Source organism: Algoriphagus lutimaris (genome assembly GCF_017051705.1).
Lineage (GTDB): Bacteria > Bacteroidota > Bacteroidia > Cytophagales > Cyclobacteriaceae > Algoriphagus > Algoriphagus lutimaris.
Genome location: NZ_JAFIDJ010000001.1, coordinates 2,319,138 through 2,337,332, shown reverse-complemented (window position 1 = coordinate 2,337,332; position 18,195 = coordinate 2,319,138). Strand labels below are relative to the sequence as shown.

Sequence of the window (18,195 nt, the reverse complement as noted above, 5' to 3'; positions counted from 1 at the left end):
CTAGGTGATTTTCATGTACTCCTATAGAAGAAAACCAGTAAATGGATATCAATGACCTAATTGTTGGAACCATGACACAATTTTATTTTGTAGAGAATTTGGATGTGCCTCCATCGCTGGTGTTTAAGTCTGAAGGAAACATGAGTTAATAAGGAACAGGTTAACAAACTTGACCGAAGGTAGATTTGGGTTCCTAAGTTTTTGCTGAAAGGTCTTTCCTGAATAAGAAAAGATGAGTTTCTTCTCCAGATTATCAATATTCCATTCGAAGCTAAATAGCCAAACTAGGGTTGCTTGAAAGACCTGCTTTTTTGAAGATATTTTCCAGGGAAATATCACCTTGAATTGGGGATCTCGGCAATTGCTTGGAGTAGTATTGGTTTTTCTGAGCCATTCTTACTCCTGGTTAAATGAATCCCCTTTTTCATAGATCAGATGATCAATCTCCCTATGAAAGTCGGAATCATAAGTCTTTTAAAAGTTTTCAATGGTAAGTAGTCTTAGGACATTATGTAAGCGAAAGCATTAAAATTACTCCTAACTCTCATTCTCGTTTTGGTAAAAAATTTAAAATGAAGAAAGGTTGGGAGAAGCCAGACCTAAATCAAAAGTGGGAGATTTATAAAAAATTTTAAAAAGATCTAATTATATCTTTAAGTTTTTTTTGAATGAAACACGGTGGAATTGGTTCAAATGCAGATGATTTTATACTTTTAACTACTTTGGAAAATCATATTACCAATCAATCCATCAATCTTGAAAAAAATGAGCAAAACATCTTTGCCGATTTTAATACTGTTTCTTCTTATAGGAGCTGTAGGTTGCAGTAAATCGCCAGAAAAAGCAGAACGCCCCAATATTGTCTTCATTATGTCCGATGATCATGCCTATCAGGCGATATCTGCATATAATGATAAGTTGATAGAGACCCCTAATATTGATAGAATCGCCAAAATGGGGATGTTGTTTACCAACGCCTCTGTCACCAATTCCATTTGTGCACCCTCTCGCGCTACGATTTTAACTGGTAAACATTCCCATATCAACGGCAAGGTAGACAACCATTTCCCTTTTGATACCACGAACGTGACTTTCCCTCAAATATTTCAAAAGGAAGGATATCAAACTGCCATGTTTGGGAAACTTCACTTTGGGAACAATCCGAAAGGTTTTGACCAGTTCAAAATACTTCCTGGCCAGGGGAAATACTATAACCCAAATTTTATTACCAAGGATGAAGGAACAATTCAAGTAGAAGGTTATGTCACGGATATCATTACTGACATGACTTTGAACTGGTTGGAAAATGAGAGAAAAAAAGAAGACCCGTTCTTGCTATTTTATCTACATAAGGCTCCTCATAGAGAATGGCTACCTGCTGGAAGACACGTGGCTGAATTTACTCAAAGAACATTTCCAGAGCCTCCTACCTTATTTGATGATTACTCAGGTAGAGGTCGAGCCGCTCATGAGGCAGAAATGAATTTGTTGGAGGATATGCACTGGGCAGGGGATTCCAAAATCCCACCTGCTGTCATGGATCAACTGGGTATCGAGCCCAATTCTGGTTGGGATAAGGCTGCTTTCGAAGGGGAAGTAGGAAGAATGAACCCCGAGCAAAGAGCGGTTTGGGATGAATCCTACAATAAAATGATTGAGGAGTTCAAGGAAGCTTATCCCAATATGACCGAAGAGGATAAAATGAAGTGGAGGTACCAGCGCTATATGCAGGATTATTTGGGTACCATTAAAGCGGTAGATGAAAACGTAGGTCGGGTATTAGATTATTTGGAAGCTAATGATTTAATGGATAATACAATTATCGTTTATACTTCTGATCAAGGTTTTTACCTAGGGGAGCATGGATGGTTTGACAAGCGATTTATCTACGATGAATCTTTTAAAACGCCTTTGCTAGTGGCTTGGCCTGGAAAAGTAGCACCGGGTTCCAAATCAGATGAAATGGTTCAGAATCTTGATTTTGCACAAACCTTTTTAGCAGCAGCCGGCATTCAGGCACCAAGCGATATGCAGGGAGAAAGTCTACTTCCTCTATTGACAGGTGAAACAGATAAATGGACCCGTGATGCAGTATATTACCATTACTATGAATACCCTTCTGTGCATATGGTAAAGCGTCATTACGCGATCGTCACCAAGGAATACAAGCTGGTTCACTATTATTTTGATGCGGATGAGTGGGAATTAATAGATCGCATTAATGATCCAATGGAATTGAAAAATGTATATGATGATCCTGCCTATGCAGAAATCAGGGCTGAGTTGCATGAAAAACTAGATGGGCTAAGAGAAAAGTATGGGGATAACTCGGAAATCTCTCAAAAATACCTCAATGAATATCTAGACTATCTCCAGGAAAATAATTCCTACGCAGGAGGGAAAAATAAAGAGTTGCTGGATAAGATATTTAAGGATAGAAAGCTTTCTACAGATAACCAGTAAGCAGTGTCAGTGAATAGTTCACAGTTGACTGTCGATTGTGATCCTATGAAAGAAACATTAGAAATAAGACATCAAAAGAAAACTATAAGAATAGAAATTATATAGTAAGTAGCCTATATCCAACCTATGAAATATACCCAGCCGATTTTCCTTTTCTTACTTGGCATCACGATTTTTACAGCTTGCCAGCAAAGTTCAGAAGAGCAAAAACAAGAACGCCCCAATATCATATTTATCATGTCGGATGATCATGCTTATCAAGCTATTTCAGCCTATGATAATAAACTGATAGAGACACCAAATATTGATCGAATCGCAGAAATGGGGATGCTGTTTACCCAAGCATCTGTCACCAATTCCATTTGTGCTCCTTCCAGAGCGACAATTTTGACGGGAAAACATTCTCATATGAACGGAAAAATCGATAACCATTTCCCTTTTGATACCACCAATGTGACATTTCCTCAATTATTACAAAAGGCTGGTTATCAAACAGCGATGTTTGGGAAATTGCACTTTGGGAACAACCCGAAAGGTTTTGACCAATTCAAAATCCTTCCAGGACAGGGGAGTTATTATAACCCGGAATTCATCACCAAGGAAGAAGGAAATATCAAAGTGCAAGGGTATGTGACGGATATCATTACCGACTTTACCTTGGATTGGATGGAAAATGAACGTAAAAAGGAGGATCCTTTTTTACTGATGTACTTGCATAAAGCCCCACACAGGGCATGGTATATGGCAGAGCGGCACTTAGAAGAGTTTACTAATAAAACTTTCCCAGAGCCTGCTACCTTATTCGATGATTATTCTGGAAGAACATCCCCTGCAGGAGAAGCAGAAATGAATATCCTGGAACATATGGGATGGTCTGGAGACAATAAACTATTTCCGGAGGTGCTGAAAAAAATGGGAATTGCTGATGTAGGTGGATATGATACCAGCCGATTTATTGGGCAAATGAATCGATTTAACCCTTCGCAGGCAGAAAGCTTCAAAAAATATTACGAACCCATCAGTGAAGAATTTATCCAAGCTTATCCAAGTATGAGCGAAGAAGATAAAATGCGCTGGAAATACCAGCGATACATGCAAGATTATTTAGGTACAATTAAGGCGGTAGACGAAAATGTAGGAAGGCTTTTGGATTATCTGGAGGAAAATGATCTAATGGAAAACACGATCATCGTGTATACTTCCGACCAAGGTTTTTACCTTGGAGAACATGGGTGGTATGATAAACGATTCATTTATGACGAGTCCTTCAAAACCCCTTTGTTGGTCGCTTGGCCAGGCAAAGTAAAAGCGGGTACCAAATCCGATGAGTTGGTTCAGAATCTAGATTTTGCGCAGACCTTTTTGGATGTGGCAGGAGTGGAGGCACCTGCAGATATGCAGGGTGAGAGTATGGTTCCAGTACTAACTGGTAATTTGGAAAATTGGGACCGGGATGCCGTGTATTACCATTACTATGAATATCCTGCTGAACATATGGTCAACAGACACTATGCGGTAGTCACCAAGGATTATAAACTCATTCACTATTATTATGTCACGGATGAATGGGAATTGATTGATCGTAAAAAGGATCCTCAGGAACTTAAAAACGTTTATGATGACCCTGCTTATGCCGAGATCCGTGCAGAGTTACACCAAAAATTGGATGAGCTTCGAACCAAATACAAAGATAGTAATGAGGTCAGCCAAGGGTATATTGATCAATATTTGGAAGATACAGGAGAAGATAGAGTATATGGGATTGACAAAGTAACCATACAGGAAATTAAGGCAAGAAAAGAGAAAGCTTTGGAAAACAAATAAGCTTCTTTAAAGGCATATCAAAAAGTGGTTGTTTTAATTAAATACAAAGGACAATTATACTTTCGATAATTCTTGAATGCCTTTGACCAGTCGGTCCAACTCTTCGGTTCTTGTATAGATATGTGGGGTAACCCGCATGCCGTGAAATTTCCCTGTTTTATCTCCTTTTTGGGTGACATGGATCTGATAGTTTTTCATTAGCTTTTGGACTACTTCTCCATCGGGCATATTCTTTAATGAGAAGGAACCCAAAGCACAGGCAAACTCAGATTTCATGGAAGTTTTCACTTCAACATTTGGGATGTCTGCCACTTGTGAGATCCAATAATCCTTCAAATATCGTAATCTGGCTTCTTTTCTTTCGATCCCGATGCTATTATGAAACTCGATCGCCCTGGCAATGGAAAGCTCAGCCGGAAGATTTCTTGTCCCAAATGTTGCGAACTTGTCGATATTATCACTCTGAGGGTCCACATGGGTGAAAAGAGGCCATAGGCCTTGGATTTCGGATTTTTTGACATACAACATACCAGTACCAAAGGGTGCACAAAGCCATTTATGCAAACTGGTACCATAAAAATCACATCCCAAATCTGAAATCTTAAAATCAATATGAGCAAAGGCATGGGCTCCGTCTACCAAGACCTTGATATCCGGATTGATATCTTTTACAGCTGCTGTGATTTTCTTTACAGGCAAGATGTTTCCATTGATATTATTGATATGGGTGATCATGACCACCTTTGTTTTTTCAGTGATGGCTCGGGTATATGCTTCTACAATTTCTTCATCATTTTCAACTGGCAAATCAAGAGAAAGCCATTTTAATACGACTCCATATCGAGCCTCAGCTTCTTGCCAGGTGTTCATCACCGAAGTGTAATCTTGTTCAGTCAGAATGATTTCCTCTCCTTTTTGGTAATTCATCCCCCAGATCACTGTATTAAGCGCCTCTGTCGTATTACGGTTTACGGCTATTTCTTCAGGGCTACATCCTGCCAAAGCTGCCAATTGCTCCTTGATGGCGTTGGAAGTGTCTCCTTCACTCCACATATACATGGAAGGAATGGTATTGAACTCTCGGGTGTAATGCTCCAATACTTCCTGAACCACCTTCGGTTGAGGACTAACACTTCCATTATTGAGATTTGCTATGGTGGAAGAAACTGAATACTCATTTCGAACCCAGTCCCATAGAAATTCATCGTCGCTGAACTGAGGGGATGTTTTCCAAAGGGCTGCCTCTTTTTCTGTTGCATGGGAAAAATGGGGGAAGGTAAAGGCAGTGGAGGCTGCAGCCAGACATCCTTTCTTCAGAAAGTTTCTTCTATTTGTCATTTGGTTAGTGAGTAAGTTTAGAAAAATTAGCACTTTTTTAGTTTTTATCTAGAATATGAATTTTGAAACTAGGTTCAGAAGACTTGCTTATCCCCCATTAAGAAATTTTTTCATACGCTTTTTTAAATGAATCAAACATTGAAGAAATAATTTGTTTCGGATCCCCATCACTCAGACTTTCAAATGAGACATATCCTTGATACCCTTGGTTTTTGATAATTGAGACAATTTTTTTCATGTCCACAGGAGTCCTATTGCCATTTGGGAATACGTGTTCTTTAATAAACCAGTAGGTGGCATAAGGAGCCAGTTTTTCGATTTCCGCATAAGGATCTTTCGCATGCAAACTTCCAATGTCTAAAATCAACCCAAACCATTCAGAGTCCACTCTTTTCAGGATGTCGATTACTTCATCACTATCAAATAAAAATTCATTGTGATTTTGAAGGCCTACGATTATTCCTTTTTCTTCCCCATACTTAGCACAAGTTTTAAACTCATTCACCAACCATTCTTTTACTTCATCTTTCGTAAAGCCTTCATAGGTTTGACTTCCTGTAAAAACTCTCATAATTGAAGCTCCTAGACTAGACGATACTGTTAACCATTTTCTAATTAATTCTCGATCAGCAGCTCTTCCTGCAGCATCAGGATTCACAAAATTATTCCTGACTCCTGTCCAAGATATGTTTAGTCCGAGTTCAAGAGCCTTCTTTTTAAGTTGAAATAGTTCACTGTTTTGAGGAACATCTGGATAAGAATCAAAATAATAGCCTGTTAAATCTACTCCATTCATCCCGATTTCTGCAGCAAATTCCATCATGTCCAAGAATGTCATTTCACCATTCCTTAATTGGGAGTTGAACGAATAGGCATTGATACTGTATTGGATCCTGGTTTGGGTCAAAGGTTTTATTGAAGAATTTGTGAATGGACTGTGAGTTCCAACCACAAGAGGTGTCAATGCCAGGCTTCGAACTATATTTCTCCTTTTCCTATTCATGGTAAAAATGTTTAAAGTGTGAGATCAAACCCTATTAGTGTCAATAACAAGTATTCTAATATGGTGAATTTGAATATTTTAATAAGTAGGAATTATTTATATTTCATTAACTGGAGATACATCGGCTATAAAATCTATTTTATTGATTAAAAGAGGTTTCGTATGGCTAAAGTTAGTTTAGATTACAGAGGGAATTTGTATGAAAGACCAAGGGAAAGAAAAGACTGGTAATCGGCGAAAGCGACCTGCCATGGTAGGGGATACAAGTGCTAAAGGTCGCTTATACAGTAAGCTAAGTAATTTGATTTTACTAATCTTTTTTATCTTCCTAATTTTTATGATTCCTGGATTTCCCTTTATTGGTGAAAATCCTCTTTATGGTGTGGTGGAGATACCAGATTATGTGTTTCCTGTACTTTTTGCAAGCATGGTAGCTGCCATTATTTTACGCAAAAAGGCCCTCAGACACCAATCTTTTCGCTTTGTAGAGCTAGATTCACCTCCTGGCATTCTTTATTTACGGCCATTCTCTGAAGACACAGATTGGCGTGTATATTATAGCTGGGGTAGGGATAACCAGCCGATCAGCTTTCTCAATAAATTGAAAGTGTTAAAATTCGGGGTTCGCATGCAATTGCCTCGTGTACTTGGAGGAATTGGATCCGAATTCGGTGAAATTCTTTCTGAGTTGACTCGAGATTATGGGAAAGTGGCAGCAATTGGGGAACCAGAATCTCCCCCGATCTTGGGTGCAGATAACGTGTATGTTTCGGATGATAATTGGCAAGAGAAAGTATTGCAAATGGCTCGAGGAGCCAATCTTGTGATTCTAACTGCGGGTACTACCCCTGGGGTGCTGTGGGAGGTGGAGAATATGGTGAAGATTATTCCTCCTTCGAAGTTGATACTGAATGTTCCTGGAGGTACTCTTACGAAAAGGCGAAAAAATTATGCATCATTTCTTGCCAAAGCGAAGGAAATCTTCCCTCGAGGTTTACCTACCCAATTGAATGCTAGAGTCATCACATTTAAGGAAGACTGGTCGCCTATCTTAGTTACAAAAGCGGAGCCACCGAAGGGGAGTTCTTCCCATGTGGCTTGGTGGATGTCTCATGTATTACCATAACGGAATTTGATAGAAAGGATACAATCCATGGTTTTGTATGAAGGTTTTTCTATTCCTGCTGATCCAAGGCTAAAACAGTATGCAAAAGCACATTGGCACCATTTTCCATATCTTCCGTTTTGGTGAATTCATTAGGTGAATGGCTGATTCCGCCCACACTTGGAACGAAAATCATTCCTACGGGAGCAATCAGGGAAATTTGCTGGGTATCATGACCTGCTCCACTTTGCATGTGTTTGGTTTTCAAACCAAGTGCCTTAGCAGATTCCTGGATTTTTAGCTGTACAGAAGCATCAGTCAACGCAGGAAGATTGAAGCTGGGCTCTCTTCTAAATGTAATAGTTGTCTTTGTTTCCTCTGCGATTGCCTGGGCTCGTTCTTGGATTTGACCCAGCAGCATTTCAATTTTTTCAAATGATAAATCGCGAATTTCCAGGCCCATCATCACCTTGCCGGGAACTACATTGTAGGCTCCGGGTAAAGCTTCGATTTTGCCCACTGTCCCCACCTGTGTGCCTGGAACACTATTGATGACTTCATTCACGGCAACAGTTAATTTAGAAGCCGCTAACAACGCATCTTTTCTTAGTATCATGGGGGTGGTTCCTGCATGATTGGCAAACCCCTCTACGGTAATTTCACAATCCAGAATCCCTACAATTCCTTCAACAACCCCGATTTGTAGATTTTCACTTTCCAGGATTCCTCCCTGTTCAATATGTAATTCCAGCCAGGCATGAAGGTCTCCCTTTTTTCGTTCAGCACTTCCTATTTCCTCAGGATTTCCTCCAATCGCCCGGATTCCTTCCCCCATTACCAAGCCACTTTGACTGACCTGTTGAAGTCCTTCTTGGGTCAGTTTGCCAACCATTGCCTTACTTCCGATCAGTCCACCTTCCTCGTTACCAAAAACGATGACCTCCAAAGGATGCTCAGTAATGATTTTCTTTTCATTCAGTACTTCTATCACCTCCAAGGCGCTTAAGGAACCCAGCGTGCCGTCGTAGTTTCCTCCATCAGGTACCATGTCTATATGTGAACCGAAGCCAATGGGCTTTAATTTTGGGTTTTTTCCATTTCGGCTCCCAATGATATTACCTCCCGCATCAATTCGGGTATTCAGTCCTGCCTGTTCCATCAGGTCTATCAACCATTTTCTCCCTTCAATATCTCCTTGGGTATAAGCCACCCGATAACCATGTCCGTTTTCATCCTGGCCATACTTCGCCAATGCCTGAATACGATCTTCAATTCGCTTTCTGTTTACTTTTGGAAGGCTTTGGGAAAATGAAACTGCATGGGCATCTAGCCATCCAAAGGCAGATAATCCCAATCCTGTCAGCGCGGTTTTTTTAATAAAGGATCTTCGACTCATAGTAGGGGAGGTGGTAAAAGAATAAGGTAAGAAATTTTGATAAAAAAGGGGAAGAATTTTGAGGCCGAATCTTAGTTGGTGGCAATTGTGGACTTCATTTCAAATTTGAAGCCTAAAAAAAGCAGGAAGGAACTCAGATGATTGTCTGAGTAAAAAATGGGTTGAAGGAGAAAAAAAAACTCAAAGTCTTAAAAATGTATTTTTCTCCCCAAGATTAACAACCTAGATTAATTCCAACGATTGAATTTCAGGTCTGTCACTTCCAGTTTTAACCAAGTCCAATCACCTTCATCCAGTCTCCATGTTGCGGTCATTTTGGAAGGTACTTTGATGCCTTCAAATACTTGATAATCTGAAATATCCATGATCCACTCTTTTCTTTCAGCTCCATCATTATTGTCCATATATCTCATGGCAGAAAACCGTACTACATCTCCTTGATCATTGAAGTAAAAAGTGCCAGATCCGCTGGTGCCTTGAAATTCCATGGAAGCTTTCGCTGTAGTCTCATCGATCATTTCCCAGGAAATAAAAGGACTTAATGCCAGAGAAGGAAACCACACCATTTCACCCAAATACCGCTGCAATGAGCCCTCGTCCAATTTCTCTCCTTCCTCATTAACTATGTTGACAAGGGAGTTCAATTTGATCAGCATACTGCCTTTGCCATTTTCAAATTTATCTCTACCCTGGAAGTTTAAAAAGAGGTTCATTTTCACATCCACGGTCCAGATAAAAGAAGGTTGATCTATTCGAGTATATTGTTTTGCATTTGCCTGCATCCAATTTTTTTGATCGGGCTTCATACGCATTTCTGCCTTCTGGAACACTTCTCCCACTTGGACTAAAGGTTTCCCCACAGAACCCGAATTTCGAATCCATTTTTTTACAGGAGGAGGTAATTCACTGAAGTCATGTTCCTGGAGGATTTTATGCTCTTGGTCATTGATATCCTGCAAAAGATGCCGGGTCTCTTGATGAACCTTATTTTGAAACTGGAATTGTCCCCATGCAATCAGAGAGATCAATAAAATGAGTAGGTTAGGAAAGGTCCCAAACTTGGCATCTTTCCAAAATATAAATACTAAGGCTTGGGAAATTAAAACTGCAATGATCCCAACTAACCAGGCATATTTTGAATGAATAAGATAGAGGATTCCATATACAATAAGTAGGGTTGCAGCAAGCAACCAAGTGATTCCCATGGATTTTGAAATAGGTAAGGTCAATTCCTTTACTTCCTTGATACCTAGTCCTTTCACAAATCCTAGCAAGTGAATAGCTCCGTGTAAAACAATGAGGATGAAAAATGCAATTTTCATAGGTTTTTAGGGGCTTGGTTTAGTTTTTAATCTAAATCGTCTCCATTTCAGAGATTAAGAAATCATTCTATCTTCTGCCTGGGATTAGCCATTTCTTCTCCTTACAAAATATTCCTTTAGTCTACCCATTGCTACTTCTAAATCTGGGTGATCAAAACTGGTGATCACCATTCTAAACAATCCTTTTTGTTGATGACCAAACCCATTGGTCGGAGTCAATAAGATCCTTGATTGCTGATAAATGTCCAACCATAATTGTTCCTCTCCAGAGTCAGATTTCTCGTTTAGAAATTCAGATAAATCCATCCAAGTAAAGAGACTACCATAGGAAGGATTGAAAGGGATGCTTAGTTCCTTGAGCGTACGACTTACAATTAGGTAAGACTCGGTTAAGGCCTTTTGGAAAGAAGAAAAATACTGTTCTAGGAATTCCAAATCATTCAATACTTCTGCAAGCACCCATTGAGTGTAGTTAGAGGTTGAATGACTCAATCCGATATTTCCATAGGCTTTGATCAAGTCTTCATTGAGAGAATGAAGCAGGCCTATTCTAAACCCTGATATTCCAAAATCTTTTGAAAAGGAATACCAGAAATGAAGAAAAGGGCTATGATATTCAGCCATGATTTTACCAAAGGAAACAAACTGGATCGGATTCGGGTAATCATCCTTTATTTCTGGGTGCCGATGGTTGATGGGAGTGAGCCCATAAATTTCATTCACCACTAAATGGATTTGATGTGAAATGCACCAATCTGCAAGTTGACGTAATTGTTGCTCGCTATAAATAGCTCCGGTGGGATTGTCAGGATTGGTTAAGATTAACATCCTAAATCTGCTACCGGCTGTTTCTATTTCCTGTTTTGCTTGTTCTAATTGATCGGTATGAATAGGGATTCCATTGCTGAGTTCCTCTATTTTTTGGTGTGTTTGAAGGTCGTAGCGATGGACGCTAGGAAACACGCCAATATCCCCTGTGTATACTGGGTAACTTGGGGCAGGAATCACAGCAGTATCTCCCGGATCGCAAAGTAAAAATGCGGTCATTTCAATCACGGAGGTAGCTCCGACAGAGAAAGCCAAAGAATCAGGGTTGACTTCCTCCTTAATTAAAAATTTGGATAAAAAATTGGCGGTAGCCTCTTTGAATTTTGGGATACCTGATGGATCCCCATAGCTCGCAACCCAATTTGGAATATTTTTTTCTCTGGTTACTTTTTGGATTCTATTTTTCAGCATTTCCCAACAAAGATGATTCTCAGCCACGTTCATAGGGAATGCTCCTTCTGGATTGTCTTGAGCGTGGAAGCGGTTTTTCATGGCTTTAAAATAAATGTCCATGTCAACCCTTGTGGGTTTTTGGGCTGCCGCACTGCCTTTTTTTGAAAGAAAAGCTGAATTCATTGTTTATAAGAAGCGTAAAACAAAAACTAATCATAGCTCCACTGAAATCCAATTAAATATCGAGAGAATCTAAAATTTGGTAGCGATATATGTGGATATTAAAGAATCTATGAAAGACTTCTACAATGATATGAAATTCAAAGCCATACATTCCCTAAGAACTAATCTTTATCACGTTTTTTGTTGGATTTGAGATTCATATTTTATAAAAGTCGGAATTTGACACCTCCATTGATGACGAATCCATCTACAGGGGCATATATATCCCTGAAGTCCGGATTGGAAATACTACCCGTATAAATGGTGTCAAACCTGGTTTGGCGGGTATCCAGAAAGTTTTCAAAATTCAGAAATATGGAAAAAAATTCTCCAAATTTCTTTTCACTCATTAATCCCACGATCCAATAGGATTTTCCCTCCATCCCATCATTTAGTTGCTGAGGACTGAAATAATATGCTTCCAGTCCAACCCAAAAATTTTCATGCTTTTCATACATTAAAACATTGTTGATGCGGTGTTTTGCCACCAAGGGATAAGTTGATTTGATGTCATTGTATTGTTGATGGACATCGGCAAAGGTATATCCTACAAAAAGTTTGAAGTCCTTGTAATTCCATTTCATGTTAAGCTCCAGGCCTTTGGTCTTCATGTTCCCAGTGGGTTGTTGAAATTCATAATTACTCCCTGTTGGAGTTAGCAAGAGTGGATTTTTAATACTGGTATAAAAGAAAAGGGTATTGACTACCAAAGATAGTTCCTCTCCAAAAGCTACTTTGTAGTTGAGGTCTAGGTTGGCTCCAGAAGATTTTTCTGCTTCAAAAAGACCGGGATCTATAGGTGAAATATATTGGAAATGAATCCGCTCGGCATCTTCTGTAAATACGGTTGGGGATTTATACCCCAACCCGCCGCCAAGTCGAAATGTGAGTGCATCGGTAGGTTTGAACATGGCTGAGAGCTTCGGCAAGGGAAATACTCCATACTCTTTTTGATAATCCAGCCTGAATCCTGTTTCAAAAGTCCATTGCTCAGATGCATTCCATAGGTTTTGGACAAAAGCCCCATAGGTATTCAGATTGTAATCAAGAGGAGAACCCTCATTTCCTTCTTTTTGTATGAATTGATCCGTCCATAAATTCAATCCACCAATCCATTCTGATTTGTTTCCTTTGGTGCTGATATTCACTTCAGAGAGTGAAGAATATTGCTTTCCGGAAAATAGGAAATCAGGGATTTCTATGCTTCTGTCATAATAGCTGTAACTGTTTTTTACTTCAAACTGAGTTGCTTCATTTAGTTGAAGATGATAGTTCAGGCTAGTGGAAATACGATCCGTGGTGTTTTTTTCAAAATAAGGGTTTGACACCTCTTTGCCTTTGATAAAATCTAAATTTCCTCCCAATCTATCCTCCTTCATTAGGTTCAATCCTAGGATTAAACTTGATTTGGGATGTATGTCCCAGAAAAATTTTGGGTTGATGGTCCATCGGTCGAATTTTGGGATGGCAGTCAATCCGATATCTGCAGGATCATAAGCAGTTCCTTTGTTGTAGGAGGTGAAAATCGTTGTTCCTACTTTCCCTTTTTTTGTTGCATAAAAGGCACTAGCGTCCAACCCTAGTGCAGAAGTACCATTAAGCATTACGGATAATTCGGGTTCTTCCTGAGGGCTTTTGGAAATCAAATTGACCAATCCAGCGATGGCTCCTCCTCCATATAGGGTAGAAGAGGCTCCTTTGATCACTTCTACTTGAGCTAAGTCCAATGGTGCGATTTGCATCAGGCTTAATCCGGAAGAATACCCTGCATATAAGGGAAGCCCATCTCTCAATAGTTGGGTGTATTTTCCATCCAAACCTTGTATTCTAATGCTGGAGTTGTAACTCGTAGCTGAGGTTTGTTGGGTTTGAATCCCCGTACTTTCATTGAGAAGCATCCGGATATCCCCAGGTTTCATATTTCCTTTTTCTGAGAGTTCTTCTCCTGCAATGATTTCCACCCTAGTGGGAACATCCTCTATTACTCTGGAACTTCGATTGGATTGAACGATAAGTTCTTCCATCTCTTCCTCAGAATGATCGAGTGAAAATTCTTCTGGTATCTCTGAAAGACTAACAGGAAAAGTTCGTTTTATTCGCAGTGTTTCATATCCCAGATACCTGATTTCCAGGGTATAGGTGCCATCAGGAACTTGTTCAAGCAGTGTCAAACCATTTCGATCAGAAACAGCACCAAGTGAAATCTCTTTTAACAAAATAGTAGCTCCAACCAAAGGAGTACCAGAGTCTTTGTCACTTATTTTAGCTTGGTAGTTGGTTTGAGAATAGGTAAGGCGACAGGTAAATAGGAGAATACCTACTAATAAATATTTTAGCATGATTGATTGATCGAATGGTAACTAGACGAGAAGAGCTCCATTTGAGCTAGGCGAGTAAGGAGATTGGATCTCCCGGTGGCTTTACGATTCTCATGCTATGTTGCTCCGAAATAAGAGCTTTCCAAAAATGGATGGGTTCGGATTTGATTTCTTCGGAAATGGGAAGTATTGTGAAGGAGAATTTTTCTGTGGAAAATCCAGTACAGGTTCCACAGGAATAGAATGGGGAACAAGGTAGATGATCCTCGCAGTCTTCCTCTGAGCCAAAGACTGACTCTGGGTTAACCTCGGTAGTATCACAGCTATTTTCCACGCTGCAACAAGGCATTCCCGTCAGCCAAAAAGAGAACAGAGCGATTAAAACCGATAAAACCTTCATTCTTCAAATGTAAAAATCAATCCCTAGATTAAAGAATCATGAGGCAATTAAAAAAAGCCTCATGACTCACCAGGTTTTAGGGGTAGGGTTGGTGGTTTTCAAATTAGGAAAGTAATGGATCCGATATACTGTCTTCTCCATTTTCCAGCCTTCCTGCAAAGGAGCTTTCCAGCCCATCAGCTTTAACTGTGAAATCATACCATCCTTGTGAAGATTCAAAATTTAATTCTTTGAGGATTGATTTTCCGTTTGCCAATGAGATTGAATAATTTCCTTCTCGATAATTATTTTCTACGATTTGAATGGCAGAAGGACCTAAGTGACTGGTCAATTTTAAGTTCACTGATCTACTGATCGATCCACCCATTTGAATGGGTTGCATGTCAATTTCTACAATGGATGAAGACGAGGATCCTTGATATTCTCTGTAAAATCCATTGGGTCCATAAACTCTGAGGTGGAATTTTGCGCCTTCAAAATCAGTCAAAGGCCAAACATATTCCAATTTGTCACCAGCTTTCACTGCAAAGTGCCAAACTCTTGCTTCCTCCCAATTTTTGGAATCCTTGCTTCTGAATTTTCCTGGCGCATATACTTGAAAAGGGGCGCCCCAGGAATTTTCTCCAAATAGTTCATGAGACGCTTCAAAGCTAATCTGAAAAGCCTTTTTATCAGAGCTGAGATGTCCATTGACCCGAAGATCATAATTTAAAGGATTGGAAGGTCTATTTCCTTTTTCCTGAGCAGGAAGACTTCCTTCTTTTTGTAATCGAGCGGTATCCCATTTTTTTGCTTCTGAAGCAGGAATAGCCATAAAATTATCTGGTAATGCCTTGAATTGAGCTTTATGAATTTGTGTCATAAACTCATTTCGATCAATGGGCTTTAACTTTTCTAGTGGTTCCCCATGATAGGGTCTAAAAGCGGAAGTCAAATCCCCGGAAACCATACGTCTCCAACCTGAAATGTTCGGCTCTTCGACTTTTTTACCTGACTTTTTGCTTAGGAATTTCTCCAAAAACTGGATGGTGGAGGTAATGTCTGATACCTGAGAATTAACATAGCCACCTCGAGACCATGGAGAAGCAACAATAAGGGGTACTCTATACCCTAAGCCTACCGGGCTGCTTCTGCAATCTTCCTCCTTAAATCCCGCTTTTGCCTCCTCTTCTTTATAGACATATTCTCCCTCTGTGCTCACTCCATCTGAAATAATTCCTTCTTCTGGATTCTTTGGGTCAGGAACAACAAAGGGAGGCTGATGATCAAAATAGCCGTCATTTTCATCGTAGTTTAGAATAAAGATGGTCTTTTTCCAGACCTCAGGATCCTGGGTCAGGATGTCCATTACTTCAGATACATACCAAGCACCATACCATGGAGCACTGGGGTGATCAGAGAATTTTTGAGGGGCAACCAGCCAGGTAACAGCAGGTAAATTCCCCTCTTTCACATCTTTTCTGAATTGATAGAGGATATCACCTTTAGGAACTGAAACGGTTCGATCTTCTCCATTTTCCGAATAATTGATCCGTTCAATTTTTTGAAAATCCTTGTCTCCTGTATTTCTGGCAAATGCCTTTCGATGGATACTTTTTTCAAACTCAGAAAGCTTTTCAAAATTGTCTGGATGGTATTTGACCAAGTGTTCCTTTATCGTTTTCAGCTCTTCTCGCTTTTTCTCAATTTCTTCCAAATAACCTTCCTTCGCACCTTCAGGAATTCCATGCTTTTCAAAATTGCTTAATTCCTGTTCAATGATCGGTTGTTGCTTCTCCAGAAACTGGTAATATCCAGGGCTGAAAAACACATGGTATTGGGAAAACCATTCCAAGTTATTGTCGGTGAAATTGGCCAATAAAGAGGAATCCTCTACTAAGGAAGGAATGCTTATTTCATTTTGATATACTTTCCAGGAGATTCCCAGTTGTTCTAGCCTTTCTGGAAAAGTAGTCCAATTTACTTCTTTACTGTAGGTGGCTTCTCCATTTCTAACCTTGGCTTTATCTCCTTTCTCTCCATGGGTTTTTCCAGTCCAGAAATAACTTCTATTCGTTGTAGTTCCAGTCAATGCTGCACAAAAATGCTGGTCAAAAACGGTAAAGGCATCTGCCAATGCATAGTAGAATGGGATATCCTCTCTGGTGTAATAGCCCATGGTTAAAGGGACCTCTTTAAATTCTTCCCTCCCCGGTCTTTTGGCTTCAATCCAACCATTGTATTTGCCATCGTTTCTGGCATCTACTTGGTCCTCCCAAGAATGGGGGATATCACGCATCCAAGTGGCTTTAGTAGCCTGAATATCCAAACGGAAAGGAGGGAAGTGGGTGCCTTGATTATCGGCTTGCATCCATACAGGAAGTTTTCCGGGAATGGAAATGGCTCTAGGGTCATTGAAGCCTCTTACCCCTCGAAGTGTACCAAAACAATGATCAAAAGATCGATTTTCCTGCATTAGCATGACCACATGTTCAGCATCTTCAAAAGTAGTTCCTGGGTCCGGACTGATTGCTAATGCTTTTTCGATAGAACTTGGTAATACTTGCCAAAGTCCCGCAGCTCCACTCAATAGAGCCGTCTTCTTGAGAAATTCTCTCCTTGATTCTTTCATGGTGGAAAATTACTTGGGCGCCTGATTTAAGGCGAGAAATAAATGGTTAATTAATGGTTAGCTTTTCATTATCAAAAGTGAAAAATCAAAAGAGTTCTTTTTAGCTAATGAAGAAATGGGAAGATAATATGAAATCCCTTGAGATACAGAATTCACCTTAAATTCTTACATATTTGGTGAGTAATCCTTTTGAATTTAATCGATGGATATACGATCTTAGTGGGCATCAACCAAAGAAATTCAAAAACTTCCAGTAAGTAGCCACTTGCTTTTCCGATTCTCTTGATCCAATTTTTTTAGGATTAATAAATGATTTTTAAAACTGAATCGAGTTAGTGTTGGTAAGTGAATTGGTGATTAAACGGAGATTTAGAGGTGTTAGGTAACTGTAGAAAGAGATGAGTGACTCCTTTAGAAATCGGTTGAAATTTAAAAAATAGGTGATTTATAGAAAATCAATAATTGAATGAAAGTAAAAAAAGAAGTTTTTGAAAAAGCAGAGAGCTTAATGGCCCAATTAGGTTTTACCATTGTAAAAGAGGATAGAGAAAGACCTTGGGGTGGATTTTTAGTAATTGACGAATCTCAAGCAGCACAATTTGCCAAAGAATTTTTTCCAGAGGAGAATTTTGAAGCCTTGAAGATTTCAGAAAAACTGAGTCCAAAAATATTGTTGGTAGCTCCTGAAAAAAGATTGAGCTGGCAATATCATTTCCGAAGAGCTGAAATTTGGAGATGTATTGAAGGGGAAGTAGCTGTGGCGACGAGTTTGACGGATGAAGAAAGCGAAATCAAGAATTTATCAAAAGGAGATAAAATCAAGCTTCAACAAGGAGAACGTCATCGCTTAATTGGCTTGAAGGATTGGGGAGTGGTGGCCGAAATCTGGCAACATACAGATGCAGGAAATCCATCAGATGAAGATGATATTGTTCGCCTTCAGGATGATTTTGGAAGGTAATATTTGTGTAA

Annotated in this window: 12 protein-coding genes; 4 read left to right on the top strand and 8 right to left on the bottom strand. The window is 39.6% G+C overall.

Annotated elements, in window-relative coordinates; translation table 11 throughout:
* Positions 1–765 precede the first annotated feature (765 nt).
* Together JYB62_RS09600 and JYB62_RS09595 are read left to right on the top strand one after the other, a co-directional pair.
* Positions 766–2,463, top strand: a complete 1,698-nt coding sequence (locus JYB62_RS09600) for a sulfatase family protein (RefSeq protein WP_205645164.1) — start codon at positions 766–768, stop codon at positions 2,461–2,463.
* A gap of 126 nt (positions 2,464–2,589) precedes the next feature.
* Positions 2,590–4,287, top strand: coding sequence for a sulfatase family protein (locus tag JYB62_RS09595; protein ID WP_205645163.1), 1,698 nt, complete (start codon positions 2,590–2,592; stop codon positions 4,285–4,287).
* Positions 4,288–4,341: 54 nt separating this feature from the next.
* Here JYB62_RS09595 and JYB62_RS09590 read toward each other — a convergent pair whose 3' ends face one another.
* Both JYB62_RS09590 and JYB62_RS09585 read right to left on the bottom strand, forming a co-directional pair.
* A complete protein-coding gene (locus JYB62_RS09590; protein WP_205645162.1) occupies positions 4,342–5,625 on the bottom strand; it encodes an aminotransferase class V-fold PLP-dependent enzyme in 1,284 nt (427 codons plus the stop codon).
* A gap of 97 nt (positions 5,626–5,722) precedes the next feature.
* A complete protein-coding gene (locus JYB62_RS09585) occupies positions 5,723–6,628 on the bottom strand; it encodes a sugar phosphate isomerase/epimerase family protein (RefSeq protein ID WP_205645161.1) in 906 nt (301 codons plus the stop codon).
* A gap of 337 nt (positions 6,629–6,965) precedes the next feature.
* Here JYB62_RS09585 and JYB62_RS09580 point away from each other — a divergent pair, with 337 nt between their 5' ends.
* Entirely contained in the window at positions 6,966–7,754 is a 789-nt protein-coding gene (locus JYB62_RS09580) for a hypothetical protein (protein ID WP_205645160.1), read from the top strand.
* A 49-nt stretch (positions 7,755–7,803) separates the two neighbouring features.
* On the opposite strand, the gene JYB62_RS09575 is transcribed toward JYB62_RS09580, so the two are convergent.
* From JYB62_RS09575 to JYB62_RS09550, 6 genes are all read right to left on the bottom strand, one after another.
* Positions 7,804–9,129, bottom strand: coding sequence for a Zn-dependent hydrolase (locus JYB62_RS09575; RefSeq protein ID WP_205645159.1), 1,326 nt, complete (start codon positions 9,127–9,129; stop codon positions 7,804–7,806).
* A gap of 227 nt (positions 9,130–9,356) precedes the next feature.
* Positions 9,357–10,451, bottom strand: a complete 1,095-nt coding sequence (locus JYB62_RS09570) for a DUF6544 family protein (RefSeq protein WP_205645158.1) — start codon at positions 10,449–10,451, stop codon at positions 9,357–9,359.
* An 84-nt stretch (positions 10,452–10,535) separates the two neighbouring features.
* Positions 10,536–11,855, bottom strand: a complete 1,320-nt coding sequence (locus tag JYB62_RS09565) for an aminotransferase class I/II-fold pyridoxal phosphate-dependent enzyme (RefSeq protein ID WP_205645157.1) — start codon at positions 11,853–11,855, stop codon at positions 10,536–10,538.
* A 203-nt stretch (positions 11,856–12,058) separates the two neighbouring features.
* Positions 12,059–14,233, bottom strand: coding sequence for a TonB-dependent receptor (locus JYB62_RS09560; RefSeq protein ID WP_205645156.1), 2,175 nt, complete (start codon positions 14,231–14,233; stop codon positions 12,059–12,061).
* A gap of 46 nt (positions 14,234–14,279) precedes the next feature.
* Positions 14,280–14,612, bottom strand: a complete 333-nt coding sequence (locus tag JYB62_RS09555) for a hypothetical protein (protein WP_205645155.1) — start codon at positions 14,610–14,612, stop codon at positions 14,280–14,282.
* Positions 14,613–14,715: 103 nt separating this feature from the next.
* Entirely contained in the window at positions 14,716–17,223 is a 2,508-nt protein-coding gene (locus tag JYB62_RS09550) for a phosphocholine-specific phospholipase C (protein ID WP_205645154.1), read from the bottom strand.
* A gap of 466 nt (positions 17,224–17,689) precedes the next feature.
* Between JYB62_RS09550 and JYB62_RS09545 the strand changes: the two genes are divergently transcribed.
* Positions 17,690–18,184 carry a cupin domain-containing protein gene (locus tag JYB62_RS09545; RefSeq protein ID WP_205645153.1) on the top strand — a complete coding sequence of 165 codons (495 nt, stop codon included), beginning with the start codon at positions 17,690–17,692 and terminating at the stop codon, positions 18,182–18,184.
* Positions 18,185–18,195 lie beyond the last annotated feature (11 nt).

Coding starts and splice junctions, on each gene's coding strand:
- JYB62_RS09600 (WP_205645164.1), top strand. CDS start 766: ATGAGCAAAACATCTTTGCCGATTTTAATACTGTTTCTTCTTATAGGA.
- JYB62_RS09595 (WP_205645163.1), top strand. CDS start 2,590: ATGAAATATACCCAGCCGATTTTCCTTTTCTTACTTGGCATCACGATT.
- JYB62_RS09590 (WP_205645162.1), bottom strand. CDS start 5,625: ATGACAAATAGAAGAAACTTTCTGAAGAAAGGATGTCTGGCTGCAGCC.
- JYB62_RS09585 (WP_205645161.1), bottom strand. CDS start 6,628: ATGAATAGGAAAAGGAGAAATATAGTTCGAAGCCTGGCATTGACACCT.
- JYB62_RS09580 (WP_205645160.1), top strand. CDS start 6,966: ATGATTCCTGGATTTCCCTTTATTGGTGAAAATCCTCTTTATGGTGTG.
- JYB62_RS09575 (WP_205645159.1), bottom strand. CDS start 9,129: ATGAGTCGAAGATCCTTTATTAAAAAAACCGCGCTGACAGGATTGGGA.
- JYB62_RS09570 (WP_205645158.1), bottom strand. CDS start 10,451: ATGAAAATTGCATTTTTCATCCTCATTGTTTTACACGGAGCTATTCAC.
- JYB62_RS09565 (WP_205645157.1), bottom strand. CDS start 11,855: ATGAATTCAGCTTTTCTTTCAAAAAAAGGCAGTGCGGCAGCCCAAAAA.
- JYB62_RS09560 (WP_205645156.1), bottom strand. CDS start 14,233: ATGCTAAAATATTTATTAGTAGGTATTCTCCTATTTACCTGTCGCCTT.
- JYB62_RS09555 (WP_205645155.1), bottom strand. CDS start 14,612: ATGAAGGTTTTATCGGTTTTAATCGCTCTGTTCTCTTTTTGGCTGACG.
- JYB62_RS09550 (WP_205645154.1), bottom strand. CDS start 17,223: ATGAAAGAATCAAGGAGAGAATTTCTCAAGAAGACGGCTCTATTGAGT.
- JYB62_RS09545 (WP_205645153.1), top strand. CDS start 17,690: ATGAAAGTAAAAAAAGAAGTTTTTGAAAAAGCAGAGAGCTTAATGGCC.